14 protein-coding genes are annotated in these 16,157 nt (G+C 69.5%); 6 read left to right on the top strand and 8 right to left on the bottom strand.

Features of this window, described 5'->3' with window-relative positions:
* Positions 1–267: 267 nt before the first annotated feature.
* The gene (locus Q0309_RS07285) at positions 268–696 is read right to left on the bottom strand and encodes a hypothetical protein (protein ID WP_299439013.1); all 429 of its coding nucleotides are present in this window, start codon (positions 694–696) and stop codon (positions 268–270) included.
* Positions 697–904: 208 nt separating this feature from the next.
* Between Q0309_RS07285 and Q0309_RS07280 the strand changes: the two genes are divergently transcribed.
* Positions 905–4,417: an FAD-dependent oxidoreductase gene (locus Q0309_RS07280; protein ID WP_299439011.1), complete on the top strand. Its 3,513-nt coding sequence runs from the start codon at positions 905–907 to the stop codon at positions 4,415–4,417.
* A gap of 16 nt (positions 4,418–4,433) precedes the next feature.
* Entirely contained in the window at positions 4,434–5,276 is an 843-nt protein-coding gene (modD, locus tag Q0309_RS07275; RefSeq protein ID WP_299439009.1) for a ModD protein, read from the top strand.
* Here modD and thyX read toward each other — a convergent pair.
* A complete protein-coding gene (gene thyX / locus Q0309_RS07270; protein ID WP_299439015.1) occupies positions 5,263–6,171 on the bottom strand; it encodes an FAD-dependent thymidylate synthase in 909 nt (302 codons plus the stop codon). The two genes, modD and thyX, sit on opposite strands and share 14 nt — an antisense overlap.
* A 154-nt stretch (positions 6,172–6,325) precedes the next feature.
* On the opposite strand from thyX, the gene Q0309_RS07265 reads away from it, so the two are divergent.
* Complete coding sequence (locus tag Q0309_RS07265) at positions 6,326–7,267, top strand: Rpn family recombination-promoting nuclease/putative transposase (protein ID WP_299439007.1); 942 nt, start codon at positions 6,326–6,328, stop codon at positions 7,265–7,267.
* A gap of 49 nt (positions 7,268–7,316) precedes the next feature.
* Positions 7,317–7,529, top strand: a complete 213-nt coding sequence (locus Q0309_RS07260) for a hypothetical protein (protein WP_299439005.1) — start codon at positions 7,317–7,319, stop codon at positions 7,527–7,529.
* On the opposite strand, the gene Q0309_RS07255 is transcribed toward Q0309_RS07260, so the two are convergent.
* The 6 genes from Q0309_RS07255 to Q0309_RS07235 all read right to left on the bottom strand — a co-directional run bounded on the left by Q0309_RS07255 (position 7,523) and on the right by Q0309_RS07235 (position 11,948).
* The gene (locus tag Q0309_RS07255) at positions 7,523–8,593 is read right to left on the bottom strand and encodes an AbrB family transcriptional regulator (protein WP_299439003.1); all 1,071 of its coding nucleotides are present in this window, start codon (positions 8,591–8,593) and stop codon (positions 7,523–7,525) included. The two genes, Q0309_RS07260 and Q0309_RS07255, sit on opposite strands and share 7 nt — an antisense overlap.
* Entirely contained in the window at positions 8,590–9,357 is a 768-nt protein-coding gene (locus Q0309_RS07250) for an NAD kinase (RefSeq protein WP_299439001.1), read from the bottom strand. Before Q0309_RS07250 ends, Q0309_RS07255 begins: the two co-directional genes overlap by 4 nt.
* 107 nt (positions 9,358–9,464) lie before the next feature.
* The gene (locus Q0309_RS18600) at positions 9,465–9,683 is read right to left on the bottom strand and encodes a DUF5615 family PIN-like protein (protein WP_366940576.1); all 219 of its coding nucleotides are present in this window, start codon (positions 9,681–9,683) and stop codon (positions 9,465–9,467) included.
* Positions 9,683–9,910, bottom strand: coding sequence for a DUF433 domain-containing protein (locus Q0309_RS07245; protein ID WP_299438999.1), 228 nt, complete (start codon positions 9,908–9,910; stop codon positions 9,683–9,685). Before Q0309_RS07245 ends, Q0309_RS18600 begins: the two co-directional genes overlap by 1 nt.
* A 37-nt stretch (positions 9,911–9,947) precedes the next feature.
* Positions 9,948–11,210, bottom strand: coding sequence for a UbiH/UbiF/VisC/COQ6 family ubiquinone biosynthesis hydroxylase (locus Q0309_RS07240; protein WP_299438997.1), 1,263 nt, complete (start codon positions 11,208–11,210; stop codon positions 9,948–9,950).
* 60 nt (positions 11,211–11,270) lie between these two features.
* Positions 11,271–11,948: a hypothetical protein gene (locus Q0309_RS07235; protein WP_299438995.1), complete on the bottom strand. Its 678-nt coding sequence runs from the start codon at positions 11,946–11,948 to the stop codon at positions 11,271–11,273.
* 290 nt (positions 11,949–12,238) lie between these two features.
* Between Q0309_RS07235 and Q0309_RS07230 the strand changes: the two genes are divergently transcribed.
* Together Q0309_RS07230 and Q0309_RS07225 are read left to right on the top strand one after the other, a co-directional pair.
* Entirely contained in the window at positions 12,239–13,384 is a 1,146-nt protein-coding gene (locus Q0309_RS07230) for an ATP-binding protein (RefSeq protein WP_299438993.1), read from the top strand.
* Positions 13,385–13,552: 168 nt separating this feature from the next.
* Positions 13,553–15,961, top strand: coding sequence for a DNA translocase FtsK 4TM domain-containing protein (locus Q0309_RS07225; RefSeq protein WP_299438991.1), 2,409 nt, complete (start codon positions 13,553–13,555; stop codon positions 15,959–15,961).
* Positions 15,962–16,157: the final 196 nt, after the last annotated feature.

The following is a 16,157-nucleotide window of genomic DNA, read 5'->3' as shown; positions in this document are numbered from 1 at the left end:
GGCTGCGAACAGGACCATGACTCGTCATTGCGAACCCTCGTCGCAAGACGAGGGTGAAGCAATCCAGGGCGTAGTGCACCAGTATTCGCCCTGGATTGCTTCGTCGCTTCGCTCCTCGCAATGACGAGCATAAGTGAAGATATGTGAATCGGATAGCCGTTTACGGGGAGGGTTGGGGAGGGGTTCTGTCCATTCCCGTCGACTCGCGCGGACCACGCCGGAGCCGTGTGAATACCATAGGGCCACGGGCCGGGCATGTAAGACCGTCTAGTCCCCGACCACGTTCTTGACCTGGACCACCTCGTTGGCGATGGCCTCACGCACGGCGGCAAGGGCTTGCTCCAGTTCCTCGATGCGTTCGCGCATGAAGCGCATCTCGTCGATCTCGGCCTTGGTCGGGGGGGCCGTGCCACCGGCCGCCGCGAGTGCCGACGCCACGTAGCGCGCGCGCAGGTTGGCGACTCGGCGGGCCAGATCCAGCACCTCGCCCGGGTCCACATCGCCGATATACTTGCTGACGGCGGCCTTGGTCTGCTCTTCCAGCACGTGGGCGAGGTGGCGGTTGAACTGCTTGGTGGTCAGGGGGCCTTTGGGCAGGGGCTCGATTTGCGGCTGGTAGATCTCGCGCGGCTGCGCGGCGTCGGCGCGACGGGCCTCGCGCAGCTTGCTCAGGTCGGCGAAATTGCTGACGGACATGGCGGGACTCTCCTGCAACGAACCGACCGCGAGCCTATCCGCGATTCTTTAAGCAACCGTTGCGCCGGCGCCGGTGGCGCGGGGCGCCCCCGTGGCCGTGGCCGCGTTCCGTGCATTGCAATGATACGCGCCCGGCCCCATGTTGCCAACGCACGCGGAGCGCTGACGACTCCGGTCCCGACCCTGTAACGGATTTCCGATTGGCTCCATGGACACCGCCACGACCTCCGCGTCCCTCGGCGACTCCGCCGAGGCGACTGACCTGTCTCTCGGCTTCGGCCTTTCCTTCACCGATCTGTACGACAAGGCCGGGCTGGCGAAGGTGGATGGCGCCTTCCTCAGCGCCCTGACCGAGGGCGACCCGGGCTTGGCCAAGCGCCTGACGGAGGCCCGTGCGGTGCCGGGCGCGCTGGATCGCAAGGCCGAATCGGCGCTGATCCTGGACCTCGCCCCGCATCTCCAGGACTTTCTCGGCGATCTCTTTGGCATCGGCGCCGAAATTCGCGCCAAGGCGGCGGAGGACGACGCGCTCGCGGTCGTGTTCGCCTGCAAGCGCCTGTTCGTGCAGCGCCTCGCGTTCAAGAAGATCAAGCCGGAGGCGGCGGCCGACCTGGACGGCGCGGCGCTGGAGCGGGAGCTTGCCGAGGCGCTGGGCGGGCCGGTGACCGAGCCCCTGTTCGCCGAACGGGTCATGGCCTGGATGGAGGACGAGGCCGCCAATGCCGAGTCGCTGGACCTGGCGATGCGCTTCGCCGCCTGGGCCGGGCTGACCGACGCCGGGCTGGCCCGCTTTCCCGACGGCGTGATGTTCCGCCAGCCGAAGAAGCACGATCCGCAGGCGCTGATCCCGTTGGAGACGGACGACCGCGCCGCCGTGCCGTGCCAGCGCCTGCCGTCACACGCCCTGCGCCGGCGCGAGGGCTTTGGCCTGACCGATGCCGGCGCCGACACCGTGCACGGGCTGAACGAGGCGCACTACTGCATCTTCTGCCACCACCAGGGCAACGACAGTTGCTCGACCGGCCTGAAGGACCGCAAGACCGGCGCCGTGCAGACCAACGCGCTCGGCCGCGAGATGCTCGGCTGTCCGCTGGACGAGAAGATCAGCGAGTTCAACGAGGCCCGGACCACGGGACTCTTCGTTGGCGCCCTGGGCGTCATCGCCATCGACAACCCGCTGTGCGCCGGCACCGGGCACCGCATCTGCAACGACTGCATGGTCGCCTGCATCTATCAGAAGCAGAAGCGCGACCCGGTGAACATCCCGCAGTCAGAGACACGAGCACTCAAGGACGTGCTGGCGCTGCCCTGGGGGTTCGAGGTCTACAGCCTGCTGACGCGCTGGAACCCACTTAATATCCGCAGGCCCCTGCCGTGCCCGGACACCGGCAAGCGGGTGCTGGTGGTGGGTCTGGGGCCGGCCGGGTACTCGGTCGCCCACCATCTGATGAACGACGGCCATGATGTCGTGGGCATCGACGGCCTGAAGATCGAGCCGATGGACCCGGCCGTCTCGGGCGTGGACGCGCTGGGGACCCGGGTGCCGTTCCGGCCCATCCGCGACATCGACTCCTTGCGCGAACCGCTGGACCAGCGCGTCATGGGCGGGTTCGGCGGCGTGGCCGAATACGGCATTACCGTGCGCTGGGACAAGAACTTCCTGACCGTGATCCGCCTGTTGCTGGAACGCCGCGCCGAATTCGCCATGGTCGGCGGCGTGCGGTTCGGCGGCACCATCACGCCCGACGATGCGTTCGCCATGGGCTTCGACCACGTCGCGCTGTGCATGGGCGCCGGCAAGCCCACTCTGGTGCCGATGGAAAACGGCCTGGCACGCGGCGTGCGGCAGGCGTCGGACTTCCTGATGGGCCTGCAACTGACCGGCGCGGCCAAGCCCGACAGCGTCGCAAACCTGCAGGTTCGGCTGCCGGTGGTGGTGATCGGCGGTGGCCTGACCGCCGTGGACGCCGCCACCGAGGCGCTGGCGTACTACCCGGTCCAGGTGGAGAAAATGCTGGCCCGCTACGAGGCCCTGGCCGCAGAGAAGGGCGAGGAGGCCGTGCGCGCCGGCTGGAGTGTCGAGGACCGGGCCATCCTGGACGAGTTCCTGGCCCACGGCCGCGCCATCCGCGCGGAACGAGAGTCTGCCGCCGCCGAGGGCCGCGCGCCCCGCATCCGCGAACTGCTGCAGGACTGGGGCGGCTCGACCCTGGTCTATCGGCGCCGCCTGACCGACTCCCCCGCGTATCGCAACAACCACGAAGAGGTCGAAAAGGCCCTGGAGGAGGGCATTTCGGTGGCCGAGCTGTGGGTGCCGGCCAAGGTCGAGTTGGACGGCTACGGCCACGCCGAAGGGCTGCTGGTCAACCACCAGGAGACCGGGGAGCGGCGGACCATCCCGGCGCGGACCGTCATCGTCGCCGCCGGAACGGTGCCCAATACCACGCTGGCGCGCGAGCTGCCGGGCCACTTCGCCCTCGACGGCAAATTCTTCCAGGCGGTGGACGAGACCGGCGCCCCTGTCTCGCCCGAACGCCGCGCCAAACCCGCCCAGGCCGACGTGTTGATGGCGGTGAACGACGACGGCACCTCCATGAGTTTCCTGGGCGACCTGCACCCGTCGTTCGCCGGCAACGTGGTCACCGCCTTCGCGTCGGCCTTCCGCGCCTACCCGGTCATCAGTCGCGTTTTGGCGCGCCGGCCGGTCACGACGCCCGAGCCGCGCGAGACCCTGTTCGCACGCCTGAACGACCAGCTTCGTCCGGTGGTGCACGCGGTCACGCGCCTGACGCCGACCATCGTCGAGGTGACCGTGCGGGCACCCCTGGCCGCCGAGGGCTTCCACCCCGGCCAGTTCTATCGGTTGCAGAACTTCGAGCGCCTGGCGCCGCACGCCAACGGCACCCTTCTGGCGATGGAGGGCCTGGCCCTGACCGGTGCCTGGGTGGACCGCGAGGCCGGGCTGTTGTCCATGATCGTGCTGGAGATGGGCGGCTCGTCCGACCTGTGCGCCCTGTTGAAGCCGGGCGAACCGGTGGTGGCCATGGGGCCGACCGGCACCCCGACCGAGATCCCCTCGGGCGAGACGGTCTTGCTGGCCGGCGGCGGCCTGGGCAACGCCGTGTTGTTCTCCATCGGCAAGGCGTTGCGGGCGGCCGGTTCGCGCGTGCTGTACTTCGCCGGCTACCGGCATATGCATGACCGCTTCAAGGTGCCCGAGATCCACGAGGCCGCCGACGTCGTCGTCTGGTGCAGCGACGAGGGACCGGGCTTCACACCCGACCGGCCGGACGACAAGGCGTTCGTCGGCAACATCGTGCAGGGAATGCTGGCCTATGCCACGGGCGGGCTGGGCGAGACGGCCGTTCCCATGACCGAGGTCGACCGCATCATCGCCATCGGCTCCGACCGCATGATGCAGGCCGTGGGACAGGCCCGCCATGACGTGCTGGCGCCCCACCTCAAGCGGAAGACGGTCGGCATCGGCTCCATCAACAGCCCGATGCAATGCATGATGAAGGAAATCTGCGCCCAGTGCCTGCAGCCGCAGACCGATCCGGTGACGGGCGAGCAGAAAGTGGTCTTCACCTGCTTCAACCAGGACCTGGACCTGGACGCGGTGGACTTCCAGGCCCTGCACGAGCGCCTGGGCCAGAACACGGCGCAAGAGAAGCTGACCAAGGCATGGGTCGAACACTGCCTGCGGTCGATGGCGGACTGAGGCAGGGAAAGACCTCATGCAGGCATTGGACGACTCCGCCCTTTGGGCGCTGCTGCGCGAGGATGCGCCGTACGGCGACCTGACCACGCGGGCGCTGGACCTCGGCGACCGGCCGGCCCGCATGAGCTTTGCCGCGCGCGGGCCGATGGTCGTGTGCGGGGTGGAGGAGGCGGCGCGGCTGTTGCATCTGGTGGGCGCCACGGCCCGGCCCGACTGTGCCAGCGGCGCGGCGCTGGGGGCCGGCGCGCCCATCCTGTCCGCCGAGGGGTCGGCCGAGGCGCTGCTGCTGGCCTGGAAGGTGGCGCAGATGCTGGTCGAGTGGCCCTCCGGCGTGGCCACGGCCGCCCGTGCCATGGTCGAGGCGGCCCGCTCTGCCCGCCCCGACGCCATCGTCGCCTGCACCCGCAAGGCCATTCCCGGCACCCGCGCCCTGTCTGCCAAGGCCGTCCTGGCCGGCGGCGCCGTCCTGCACCGCACCGGACTGTCGGACACCGTGCTGCTGTTCCCGGAACACCGGGCCGTGGGCGGTGGGGCCGAGGCCCTGGGCGGGCAGATCCGCACGCTGAAACACGCCTGCCCGGAACGCGCCGTCGTGGTCGAGGTCAAGACGGTCGAGGAGGCGTTGGCCGCCGCCCGCCACGGTGCCGACGTGCTGCAACTGGAGAAATTTCCGCCGGACGATGTGGCCGACGTGGCGGCGCGCCTGCCGGCGGGCGCCGCCGTCTGCATCGCCGCCGCCGGGGGCATTCACCCCGGCAACGCCGGGGACTACGCCCGCGCCGGCGCCCGCGTGCTGGTCACCTCGGCGCCCTACTATGCCAAGCCGGCCGACGTCGGCGTGACCGTCACGCCGGCATAGGCAGGTCCAGCGCCGCCCACAGTTCCCGCCACTCGCGGGGCGACAGGCCGCTGTCGGCCTGGGTGACGGGCTCGCCGGCCAGGGCCTTGCGCACCACGGCCAGGGCCGGGCGCGACAGGTGCATCCCGCCCATGCGGTAGTCCATGAACGCCTCGTGGATCACCGGCACCCAGCGGGCCATCAGATCCAGCATGATCTCGGCATAGACCCGAATCTCGAACTGGGCGTGGCTGTCCGCGCGCAGCGACAGGAAGTGCATCAGGTTGTGCAGGTCGATCTTCCAGTACCACTGCGTATAGGTGTTCAGCGTCAGGTTCATGCGCGCCAGCTCGCGCGCCAGACCCAGCCGGGAGTCGTCGCCCGTGCCCAGCATGTGCTCGTAGTCGGCATGGCAGCGCATGGCGTCGCCGCGCAGGATGTCCAGCACCTCCGCCGCCTCGGCCCCTTCCAGCACCGCGCCGCGCCCCTGCCGGTTGTCGCTGGACTGCGCCGCCAGATGCTCCGGCGCCGGGATGTAGAACTCCCGGTCCATCACCGAATAGCGCGCCGAGTACTCGTTGACGTTGGCGGTGCGGTGGCGGATCCACTGCCGGGCGACAAAGATCGGCAATTTGACGTGAAACTTGATCTCGCACATCTCGAACGGCGTGGTGTGGCGGTGGCGCATGAGATAGCGGATCAGGCCCCGATCCTCGCGCACCTGCTTGGTGCCGCGCCCGTAGGAGACGCGCGCCGCCTGCACCACGGCGCCGTCGTCGCCCATGTAGTCCACCACGCGGATGAACCCATGGTCGAGCACCGGAAACGGCAGGTGCAGGATCTCCTCCATCGCCGCGACCGTGGCCCGGCGGGTCTCGCCGGTCTGGGCGCGCAGGGCCTCGATGTCGGCCTGCATGGTGGGGTCGAGACGGCTGGGGTCGGGCTGGACAGGCTCGGACATGGGCAGGGACTCGGGCAGGAGGGCGGAAGCGGCGCACCTTAGCCGGGCGGGCCGGGCAGGCCAAGCCACGCGTGCTGACCCCGGCGCCGGCTCGTGCTATGCCGGGACCATGGCCGATCACGATTCCCTCTACCATCGCCTGTTCTCGCATCCGCTGATGGTCGAGCACTTGGTGCGCGACGCCGTGCCGGACGCCATGGCCGCGGGCGTCGATTTCGCCCGCATGGAGCGGGTGGTGGCGAAGTTCCACGACCGCGCCGGCCAGCGGCGCGACGGCGATGTCATCTGGCGGCTGCCGACCCGGGAAGGGGTGGACGTCTATCTGTACCTCTTGTTGGAGTTCCAATCCCGGAACGACTGGTGGATGGCGGTGCGCGCCCAGGTCTACGAGGGGCTGTTGTGGCAGCACCTGATCGCGGAACGCTCCCTGAAGGCCGGCGATCCGCTGCCGCCGGTGCTGCTGGTGGTGCTGCACAACGGGACCGACCGCTGGTCCGCCCCCACCGACACGGCGGATCTGGTCGGGCTTCCGGCCGAGTCGCCACTATGGCCTTGGCAGCCGCGAATCCGCTATCATGTCATCGATATGGGGCGGCTGCCCGGCGACGACTTGGCGCGGCGGGACACCCTGACGGCCCTGCTGTTCCGCCTGGAGCAACAGCCCGATCCGGATGAGCTCGCCGCCCTGGTGGACGAGGTGGTGGGGTGGTTCCGTCGCCATCCGGCGGTTCAGGACTTGATGCGTCTGTTCGCCGAACTGGTGCGTCAGGCCCTCGCCGGGATCGAGCCACGGGTGGCAATGCCCGACGATCTGTTGGAGGCAAGGACGATGCTGGCAACGCTGGGTCAGGATTGGAAGCGGCGATGGCGCGCGGAAGGAAAGGCCGAAGGCAAGGCGGAGACCCTTATTCGAATGGCCGAGCGCCGCTTCGGACCGCTGTCCTCAGCCTTGCGAGCACGGGTTCTTAGCGCCGACGAAGCCTCGCTGGACGCCTGGATCGACCGGCTTCTGGATGGGGCCGATCTGGACACGGTTTTCGGCCTGCATTGAGCGCGCGGTGCATGTGACCTGCCCATCTGTCGACGGACGGACGTAAGCAATGCTGGCAACGCTGGCCGAGGACTGGAAACGCCAATGGCGCGCGGAAGGAAAGGCCGAGGCTTTGGTCCGAGTCGCCGAGCACGCCTTCGGGCCGCTGTCCTCAGACTTGCGGGCACGAGTGTTCGGCGCCGATGAAGCCACGCTGGACGCTTGGTTCGACCGGCTTCTGGACGGCGCCGATCTGGACACGGTTTTTGGCCCGTCTCACTGAGGCCGTCCCGACAGCCTCACCGCCAGCGGCGCCAGAAGGACGATCAGCAGGATCCGCGCGATGTGGTGTGTCGAGACGAACGCCACGTCCACCCCCAGCGCCAGCGACACCAGGCTCATCTCCACCACTCCGCCAGGCGCGTAGGCCAGGATCAACTCGCGGGGCGGCAGCGATGTGACCAGCGACAACGCCCCGGCGAAGGCCACCGTGATCCCCAGCAGCACGGCGGTCGAGCCGATGCTGGCCAGGAACACCCGCGCCACCGCCCGCGCGGGCACGCCGGAGAAGCGCGCGCCGATGCCCGATCCGACCACCACCTGGGCCGCCGCCACCGCCAGGGCCGGCGGGTGGGACGCGGTCCAGCCAAGCCCGTGCACCAGCGCGCTTAGCGCCATCGGCCCGATCAGCATCCCCGCCGGGATGTTCAGGGCGCGGGCGCCGAGCACGCCGATCACCCCGCACCCCACCAGCCACCCGGCGTCGATCAGAGCAATGCCGTCCCATGCCGCGCCGATGCCGGCGGCCCCGCCGTCCGGCCGCTCGTACCCGGCCAGCAGCGCGAAAGCCGCCGGCACCGTGAACACCACCAACAGGATGCGGATCCCGTGACTCAGCGCGATGACGCGGTCATCACCGCCCAGCGCGCCACCCATCAGGATCATCTGGTTGAGCCCGCCCGGCGCCGCCGAGAACCAGGCCGTGACGGGGTCATAGCCGACGACCCGGCGCAGCCACGCGGCCACCACCAGCGTCGAGACCAGCACATACGCCAGGAGGCCGCACAGGCTGGGCCACCAGTGCACCATCTGGTCGAGCATCTCCGTGTGAAACGCACTGCCCAGCATGACGCCCAGAACGCCGATCATGCCAACCCGGAGCGGGCCGGCGACATCCAGCCGCCCGCCCGCCACCGCGACCGCCGTGGTCGCGGTGATGGCCCCCAGCATCCACGGCAGCGGCAGCCCAAGCGCCGCGAACACGCCGCCCCCGCCGGCGCCGAGTCCGAGCGTCACCGCCCAGGCGCCCCAGGGCCGGCTCCGACGGGACCCATCCTCGGCATTCATGGCATGAACTGTTCGTTCAGGATGCGCTCTTCCAAGTTGTGCTCGGGATCGAACAGCATGGTCAGGCTGGCGTCGTGGTTCTCGCGCACCTGCACCGAGACGACGTCGCGGACCTCGGTGTAGTCGGCCACGGCGCTGACCGGGCGCTTGGCGTGCTCCAGCACGTCCACCGTCACGGTGGCAACGCTGGGCAGGATGGCGCCGCGCCAGCGGCGCGGGCGGAAAGCGCTGATCGGCGTGACCGCCATCACGTTGGAGCCCATGGGCAGAATGGGACCGTAGGCGGAGGCGTTGTAGGCGGTCGAGCCGGCGGCCGTGCAGACCAGCACGCCGTCGCAGATCATCTCCGGCAGGCGCACCCGGCCATCCACGCTGACACGCAGCTTGGCGGCCTGACGGGTCTCGCGCAGCATGGAGACCTCATTGATCGCCAGCGCCTCCTCGATGGCGCCGGTGGCCGTGCGGGCGATCATGGCCAGCGGCTTGACGGTGACGGGCTGCGCCGCGCGCAGACGCTCCATCAGGCCGTGAATGCGGAACTGGTTCATCAGGAACCCGACCGAGCCCTGGTTCATGCCGAAGATCGGCGCATCCAGGTGCATGTGCCGGTGCAACGTCTCCAGCATGAAGCCGTCGCCGCCCAGGGCAACGATGACGTCGGCGTGTGCCGGATCGGTGTGACCGTACTTCTTGCGCAGCAGGTCACCGGCCGCGCGGCTGGCGTCCGTGTCGGCGTTGAGCACGCTGACCGTTTCGATGTCCATGGGGCGACCTCGCGCGACCGGGGGGCCGGGCCACTAAACGGCACCATGCCCCCGCGTGTCCAGCGTGGGGATGCGACACAACGCGTCGGCCGGGGATCAGTCCTTTGTCACGATCGGCAGGGCGCGAACCGACCCGCCGCGCGGGTCAAATAGGACACGATCCGCCCTAGGGTCACGCAAACCGCGCCAGTTTCCCGGGCATGGCCAAGGATCTCCAAATCCGTGGCCCGTTGTAGCCCGAGCTCCGAAACATGGTCGACCACCCAACCGAACTGACGCAGGTTCCTTGCGGCCGAGACCGGGAGCCCCTGGTCCAGGAGCAGCATCATGCCGCGTCGCGACCTATTACAAGATCGTCAAGGTTGCGCGCAGCCCAAATCAGGGCTTGGCGGATGTCATCGGGTTCGAGATCCGGGTATTCGGCCATCAGGTCGGCCCAGTCCGGATAAACGGCAAGGCCCTGAAGAACCCGCCGCACGGTCAGGCGGCTGCTGCGAATGCAGGGCTGCCCATTCATGACGGCCGGATCGACCGTGATACGATCAAGGGTCATGGGACCGGTCCTCCGCGACAGTGTATGCCCCCCTCCGTCACACCGCCCGGCCCTGCATCAGCCGAGGAGTGCCGCCGACAACGGCGGTCGTGCCCATGGCGGCTTGCATGAAGAACCGCTTGAGCGGTCCCATGCGGTCGACCGCCGCCAGGCCAGCGGTGCGGGCCAGTCGCAGCGGCGCGATGTCGTTGGAGAACAGCCGCACGATGCCGTCGGTGACCCCCAGCATGAGCAGGTTGTCGGCCTGCCGCAGCCGCGCGTAGCGGCGCAGGATGTCCGGCATCCCGGGGTCCAGGCCCAGGCGGTGGGCCTGGACTAGGGTTTCGACCAGCACGGCCACATCGCGCAGGCCGTAATTCATGCCCTGCCCGGCCACCGGGTGCATTCCGTGTGCCGCGTCTCCCACCAGGGCCAGCCGGGTGTCGGTGTAGCGGTCGGCGAACTGCAGAGACAGCGGATAGGAAAACCGGGGTCCGACGATGCGCGCCTCGCCGAAATAGTCGCCGAAACGGGCCATGAACTCGGCCATGAACCGGTCTTCGGGCAGCGCCATCAGGTCCGGGATCCAGTCGCGCCGCTCGCTCCAGACGATGGACGAGCGGTTGCCGGTCAGCGGCAGCGAGGCGAACGGCCCGCCCGGCAGGAAGTGCTCGATGGCCACGCCGTCGTGCGGCAGCTCGTGTTCCACCGTCAGGACGATGGCGCCCTGATTGTAGTCCCATCCGGTCGTCTGGATGCCGGCGGCGACGCGGGTGGGCGAGGAGCGCCCGTCCGCCGCCACGGCCAGGCGGGCGCGCACCCGGCGGCCGTCGGCCAGCCGCGCCTCGACCCCGCTGGCCTCGCGCGCCAGATCGGCGACCGTCACAGGGGCCAACAGCGTGGCGTGGTCCAGTTCGCCCAGGCGCGCCTGGATGGCACGGCGGGTGACCTGGTTCTCGGCCATGTAGCCCATGGGCTCGGGGCCGGCCTCGTCCCGGTGGTAGTGCATGAACAGCGGGGCATTGGAATCGGCGATGCGGATGTCCTCGATGGGCTGGCAGGCGTCGCCCATGTGCCGCCAGATGCCGAGCCCGTCCAGCACCTTCTGGCATCCCAGGGCGATGGCCGAGGCGCGCCCGTCATAGGCGTTGGTCATCCAACTGGCGGGGTCCTCGCGCTCGGCCACCAGCACCGTCATGCCGTGCTGGGCCAGCCCGCAGGCCAGCGTGCCGCCCACGAGCCCGCCGCCGATGACCAGGACATCGGCGGTCAGGACGCTGTCCGTGGCCTGCGATGTTTCCGCGCGCACCGTTTTCGCCATCCGTGGTCCCTTCCGTCCAAATACCGTGGGCGAGCCGGGTCCGGGCGGGGGCCGGGAGCCTCAGGATGGACCGGCGGGGCAGGCCGTGTTGGCCACCTCGGCGACCCATTCCAGCATCACCCGTCCGACCGCCTTGCGGGTGTTGGGAATGCGGATGCCTTTCGGCTCGAACCCCCGCACCGGCTCGCGTGTCAGGCTGACATAATACACATAGTCAAGATCGCCCGCGATCCCATGGGAGAACTCCAGCCTGGGAAACGGATCGCCCTGCGCCGGGGTTCGGGCGCCGAAGGTCATGGCGAAGCCCTTGGTGTCCGGCGCCAGGATCAAGGGGGCGAGTTGGGCGTGGCGGCCGTTGTAACACACGGCGCGGCGCTCCAACTCGCGGGTCAGGTCTTCGGGCTCGATCCCGTGCTCGTAGAAATCGGCGAACAGGTCATTGATGACGGTCGCCCGGCCGGCCACCCGGCCCACGTCGTCGCCGGGTTCCAGGTTGCGGGCCAGGGGCCGGTTCGCCGCTTGGTCGGCGGCGGACTTGTCCAGGGCCTCCACCTTGGTGATCGGCAATCCGCCCGAGACCGGGTCGTCCGATGTGTCGCTCTTGTCGAATTCCACGAACAGGGCGATGGCCGCGGCCACGCCGACCAGCACGATGATGGCGCCAAGGCAGCCCAGGGCTGCCTTGCCGCTGTCTTCGTCGTCGGACAGGACCGGGGTGGCGGTCTTTTTTTTCGCCATGGCTCCCTCTCGGCGCACGGACCGGGACACACCCCCCTGCTCCAGGCCCGCGCCGCCCCTTCGCGGACCTGCCGGCTCCGTGCCAGTTCCCGGTCCGGATATTCGCGCAAGTCCCGGCGGCGGGCAAGGGTAGGGGACCCAGGTGACACCGAAGGGTCACGGTTCAGCCCCCATGACGTGGGAGCCCGTCGGATCGTTGGACAGCGCGGGCGCCGCCCTATCGTCGTCGCGGCATTAACCTTGCAAATCCGGCATAACGTGCCAGAATTGCAAGGATGATACCGCGCCGATTGACAGAACCGCTGCTTGCCCGCCTGGACCAGTTTCCGGCCGTGGCCCTGCTTGGCCCCCGGCAGGTCGGCAAGACGACGCTGGCCGAGTGGGTCGCCGGGCGGCGGGAGAGCGTCTATCTCGATCTGGAGTCTCCGCCGGATCGCGAGAAGCTCGCCGACCCCGTCTATTACCTCTCCGGCCATGCCGACAAACTCGTCATCCTCGACGAGGTCCAGCGCATACCGGAGTTGTTCCAGGCGTTGCGCGGCCTGATCGACAAGGGACGGCGACAGGGCCGCAAGGCCGGGCAGTTCCTGCTGCTCGGCTCCGCTTCCATGGACCTGCTGCGTCAATCCGGGGAGAGTCTGGCCGGGCGCATCGCCTATGTGGACCTCAACCCGCTCGACGTGCTGGAGGTCGATCCGGCGGAGCGCGAGCGGTTGTGGGTGCGCGGCGGGTTTCCGGACAGCTTTCTCGCCGACAGCGACGAGTCCAGCATGGTCTGGCGCGAGGCTTTCGTCCGCACCTATCTGCAACGCGACATCCCCGAACTCGGCCCGCGCATTCCGGCGGAGACGCTGCGGCGGTTCTGGACCATGCTTGCCCACGACCAGGGCGGCTTGCTGAACGCCGCGCATCTCGGCCGGGGGCTGGCCGTCGACGGCAAGACCGTCGGACGGTATCTCGACCTGTTGGTTGACCTGTTGCTGGTGCGCCGCCTGCCGCCGTTCCATGCCAATGTCGGCAAGCGGCTGGTCCGCTCGCCGAAGGTCTATGTCCGGGATTCCGGCGTCGTCCACAGGCTGCTCGGCCTCGGCGAGCGCGATGCCGTGCTCGGCCATCCGGTGGCGGGCGGAAGCTGGGAAGGCTTCGTCACTGAAAACCTTCTGGGCGCGGCGCCGGAGGGTACGCAGGCGAGTTTCTACCGCACCGCCGCCGGGGCGGAGATCGACCTCGTGCTCGACCTGCCCGGCGGACAGCGGTGGGCCGTCGAGATCAAGCGCGGCCTGACCCCGAAGCTGGATCGCGGCTTCCACCACGCCTGCGAAGACCTGAAACCCGACCGCTCGTTCATCGTCTATTCCGGCGACGAGGCGTATCTGAAATCCGGCGACATCACCGTCACCGGTCTGCGCGGTCTGTGCGAGCGTCTGCGAGCGTAGCGCGAAGGCGGGCGCGACCGGCGCGCCAAATCCATACTTGCTCCCGGGTCGAAACCTCTGTATCCTTCACATATGGATGTAGGGAACTCCCCTAGCCTATTGAAACAAAAGAATTCTCGCGATGTGCTGTGACGTCCGGCCGGGGCCGGGACAGGAGGGAGCGCAACCATGAGCCGGAGCGCCGCCGGAGTCCAACGGACCCCGTTCCTGCCGCCGGCCGCGGCCCTCGGATTGATCCGGTTGGGGCGGCGCGTGCTGGGCCTCGGCCTGCTCACGGTCACGCTCGCGCTGGCCGCCGCGCTGCTAAGCTACCATCCAACGGATGCGTCCTGGAACATCGCCAGCACCCTTGGGCCGCGCAACGTCATGGGCGTGCCTGGGGCTTTGATCGCGGACGGGATGCTGCAAGTCGTCGGCCTGGCGGCGGTGCTGCCGTGCCTGGGCGGGGGCGTGCTGGCCCTGCGCCTGCTGACCGGGGATCCCGTCGCGGTGCGCGCGACGCCGCCCCTGGCCCTGCTGGCGGCGGTTCCGCTGCTGGCGATGGCGCTGGCCGCGCTGGCGCCGGCGGCCCCGTTTCCATCCTGGGCCGGCCCGGGCGGTGCCCTGGGGACGGCGGCCCATGCCTGGAGCCAGCATGGGCTGAGCGGCGTGGCACCGCCCGGCCACTGGGACCTGGTGCCGGGCGCGGGCGCCCTGGTGCTGGGCGTGTGGCTGACGATCGTCGCCCTGGGGATGCGCTGGCGCCATGTCCTCGCCGCGCGGAATGGACTGGTCGCCAGCGCGCGGGTGATCGCTGCCGTTGGCGGTGCGGTGGCCCGCGTCGTGCTCGCCGTCGCGCGCCATACCCGCGCGGCACCGACCGAACGCGCGGAACCCACCCTGGCGGAGCCGACAGTGGCCGGGCCGCGGCCGGCCGCGACCGTACGCGAGCCGGCCGCCGAGGCGCGGCCGTCCGGCCCGGTGCGCCGGGCGGTGGTGGAAGCACCGCCGCGCCAGCCCGCCGCCCGCGCCGCGCGGGAGACGCTGCGCGCCCGGCAGGGCAGTCTGTTCGACGACGCGGACGATGCCACCACCGGCGGCGCGGCCCTGCCGCCGCTCGACCTGCTGTCGGCCCCGCGCACCACCGAGGCGCAGCGCCGGATCAACGAAGAGGCCCTGACCAACAACGCCCGCCTGCTGGAAGGCGTGCTCGGCGACTTCGGCATCAAGGGCGAAATCGTGAAGGTGCGCCCCGGCCCGGTGGTGACGCTGTATGAACTGGAGCCGGCGCCGGGCATCAAGACCGCGCGCATCATCGGTCTGGCGGACGACATCGCCCGCGCCATGAGCGCCGTGTCGGTGCGCATCGCCGTCATCCCGGGCAAGAGCGTCATCGGCATCGAACTGCCCAACGCCCGGCGCCAAGGCGTGAACCTGCGCGAGATGCTGGCCAGCGAGGCGTTCACCAGCGGAGATTTGACGCTGACCCTGGCCCTGGGGCGGGACATCGGCGGCGGACCGGTGTTCGTCGATCTGGCGCGGATGCCGCACCTGCTGATCGCCGGCACCACGGGGTCCGGCAAGTCGGTGTCGGTCAACGCCATGATCATGTCGCTGCTCTACCGCCTGACGCCGGAGCGCTGCCGCCTGATCCTGATCGACCCGAAGATGCTGGAGCTGTCGGCCTACGACGACATCCCGCACCTGCTGACGCCCGTCGTGACCGATCCCGGCAAGGCCGTGGTGGCGTTGAAATGGGCGGTCAAGGAGATGGAGGACCGCTACCGCGCCATGAGCCAACTCGGGGTGCGCAACATCCGGGGCTTCAACCAGAAGGTCGAGAAGGCGCTGGCCGAGGGCGGCCAGGTGACGCGCACGGTGCAGACCGGCTTCGACCCGGAGACCGGCGAGCCGGTCTACGAGCAGCAGGACATGGATCTTCAGCCGCTGCCGCACATCGTCATCGTCGTCGACGAGATGGCGGATTTGATGCTGGTGGCCGGCAAGGAGGTCGAAGCGGCCATCCAGCGTCTGGCGCAGATGGCCCGCGCCGCCGGCCTGCACCTGATCATGGCGACGCAGCGACCCTCGGTCGACGTCATCACCGGCACCATCAAGGCCAACTTCCCCACCCGCGTCAGTTTCCAGGTCACCAGCAAGATCGACAGCCGCACCGTGCTCGGCGAGCAGGGCGCGGAACAGCTTCTGGGCCAGGGCGACATGCTCTACATGGCGGCCGGCGGGCGCATCACCCGGCTGCACGGGCCGTTCGTCTCCGACGAGGAGGTGGAGCGTGTCTGCGACTTCATGCGCGGCCAGGGCTGCCCGGCGTATGTCGACTCCGTCACCCTCGACGAGGAGGACGACGGCCCCAGCGATGCCTCCGCGCTGGCCGAGACGTCCGACCCGCTGTTCGACCGCGCCGTGGAACTGGTGGCGCGCGAGCGCAAGGCGTCGACCAGCTTCGTGCAGCGCCATTTGCAGATCGGCTACAACCGCGCCGCGCGGATGATCGACCTGATGGAGAAGGAGGGCATGGTCAGCCGCGCCAACCACGTGGGCAAGCGCGAGGTGTTGCTTCCGGAGGCCGCCGAATAGGCGGCCGACCCGTTTGATAAGGGCCGCCGAATAGGCGGCCGACCCGTTAGATAAGGGCCGCCGAGGTGGCGGCCGACCCGTTTCAAGGTTTGTCCCGGCCGGCCCACCATCCAACCGGCCGGGATAGGCCTCGCCGCCGGTCCTGGATGCCTCCGGGGACCGGCGGTCTTTTTTTGCGGCCCCACTGACGGCGCCG

Source organism: uncultured Rhodospira sp. (genome assembly GCF_937138205.1).
GTDB lineage: Bacteria > Pseudomonadota > Alphaproteobacteria > Rhodospirillales > Rhodospirillaceae > Rhodospira.
This window is presented reverse-complemented; position numbering and strand designations above follow the sequence as displayed.

What these genes read in the sequence shown, in the direction of transcription:
- Q0309_RS18600 (WP_366940576.1), bottom strand. Translation starts at nt 9,683, where the DNA reads ATGCTGCTCCTGGACCAGGGGCTCCCGGTCTCGGCCGCAAGGAACCTG.
- Q0309_RS07225 (WP_299438991.1), top strand. Translation starts at nt 13,553, where the DNA reads ATGAGCCGGAGCGCCGCCGGAGTCCAACGGACCCCGTTCCTGCCGCCG.
- Q0309_RS07260 (WP_299439005.1), top strand. Translation starts at nt 7,317, where the DNA reads ATGCTGGCAACGCTGGCCGAGGACTGGAAACGCCAATGGCGCGCGGAA.
- modD (WP_299439009.1), top strand. Translation starts at nt 4,434, where the DNA reads ATGCAGGCATTGGACGACTCCGCCCTTTGGGCGCTGCTGCGCGAGGAT.
- Q0309_RS07285 (WP_299439013.1), bottom strand. Translation starts at nt 696, where the DNA reads ATGTCCGTCAGCAATTTCGCCGACCTGAGCAAGCTGCGCGAGGCCCGT.
- Q0309_RS07255 (WP_299439003.1), bottom strand. Translation starts at nt 8,593, where the DNA reads ATGAATGCCGAGGATGGGTCCCGTCGGAGCCGGCCCTGGGGCGCCTGG.
- Q0309_RS07245 (WP_299438999.1), bottom strand. Translation starts at nt 9,910, where the DNA reads ATGACCCTTGATCGTATCACGGTCGATCCGGCCGTCATGAATGGGCAG.
- Q0309_RS07240 (WP_299438997.1), bottom strand. Translation starts at nt 11,210, where the DNA reads ATGGCGAAAACGGTGCGCGCGGAAACATCGCAGGCCACGGACAGCGTC.
- Q0309_RS07280 (WP_299439011.1), top strand. Translation starts at nt 905, where the DNA reads ATGGACACCGCCACGACCTCCGCGTCCCTCGGCGACTCCGCCGAGGCG.
- thyX (WP_299439015.1), bottom strand. Translation starts at nt 6,171, where the DNA reads ATGCAGGCCGACATCGAGGCCCTGCGCGCCCAGACCGGCGAGACCCGC.
- Q0309_RS07265 (WP_299439007.1), top strand. Translation starts at nt 6,326, where the DNA reads ATGGCCGATCACGATTCCCTCTACCATCGCCTGTTCTCGCATCCGCTG.
- Q0309_RS07250 (WP_299439001.1), bottom strand. Translation starts at nt 9,357, where the DNA reads ATGGACATCGAAACGGTCAGCGTGCTCAACGCCGACACGGACGCCAGC.
- Q0309_RS07235 (WP_299438995.1), bottom strand. Translation starts at nt 11,948, where the DNA reads ATGGCGAAAAAAAAGACCGCCACCCCGGTCCTGTCCGACGACGAAGAC.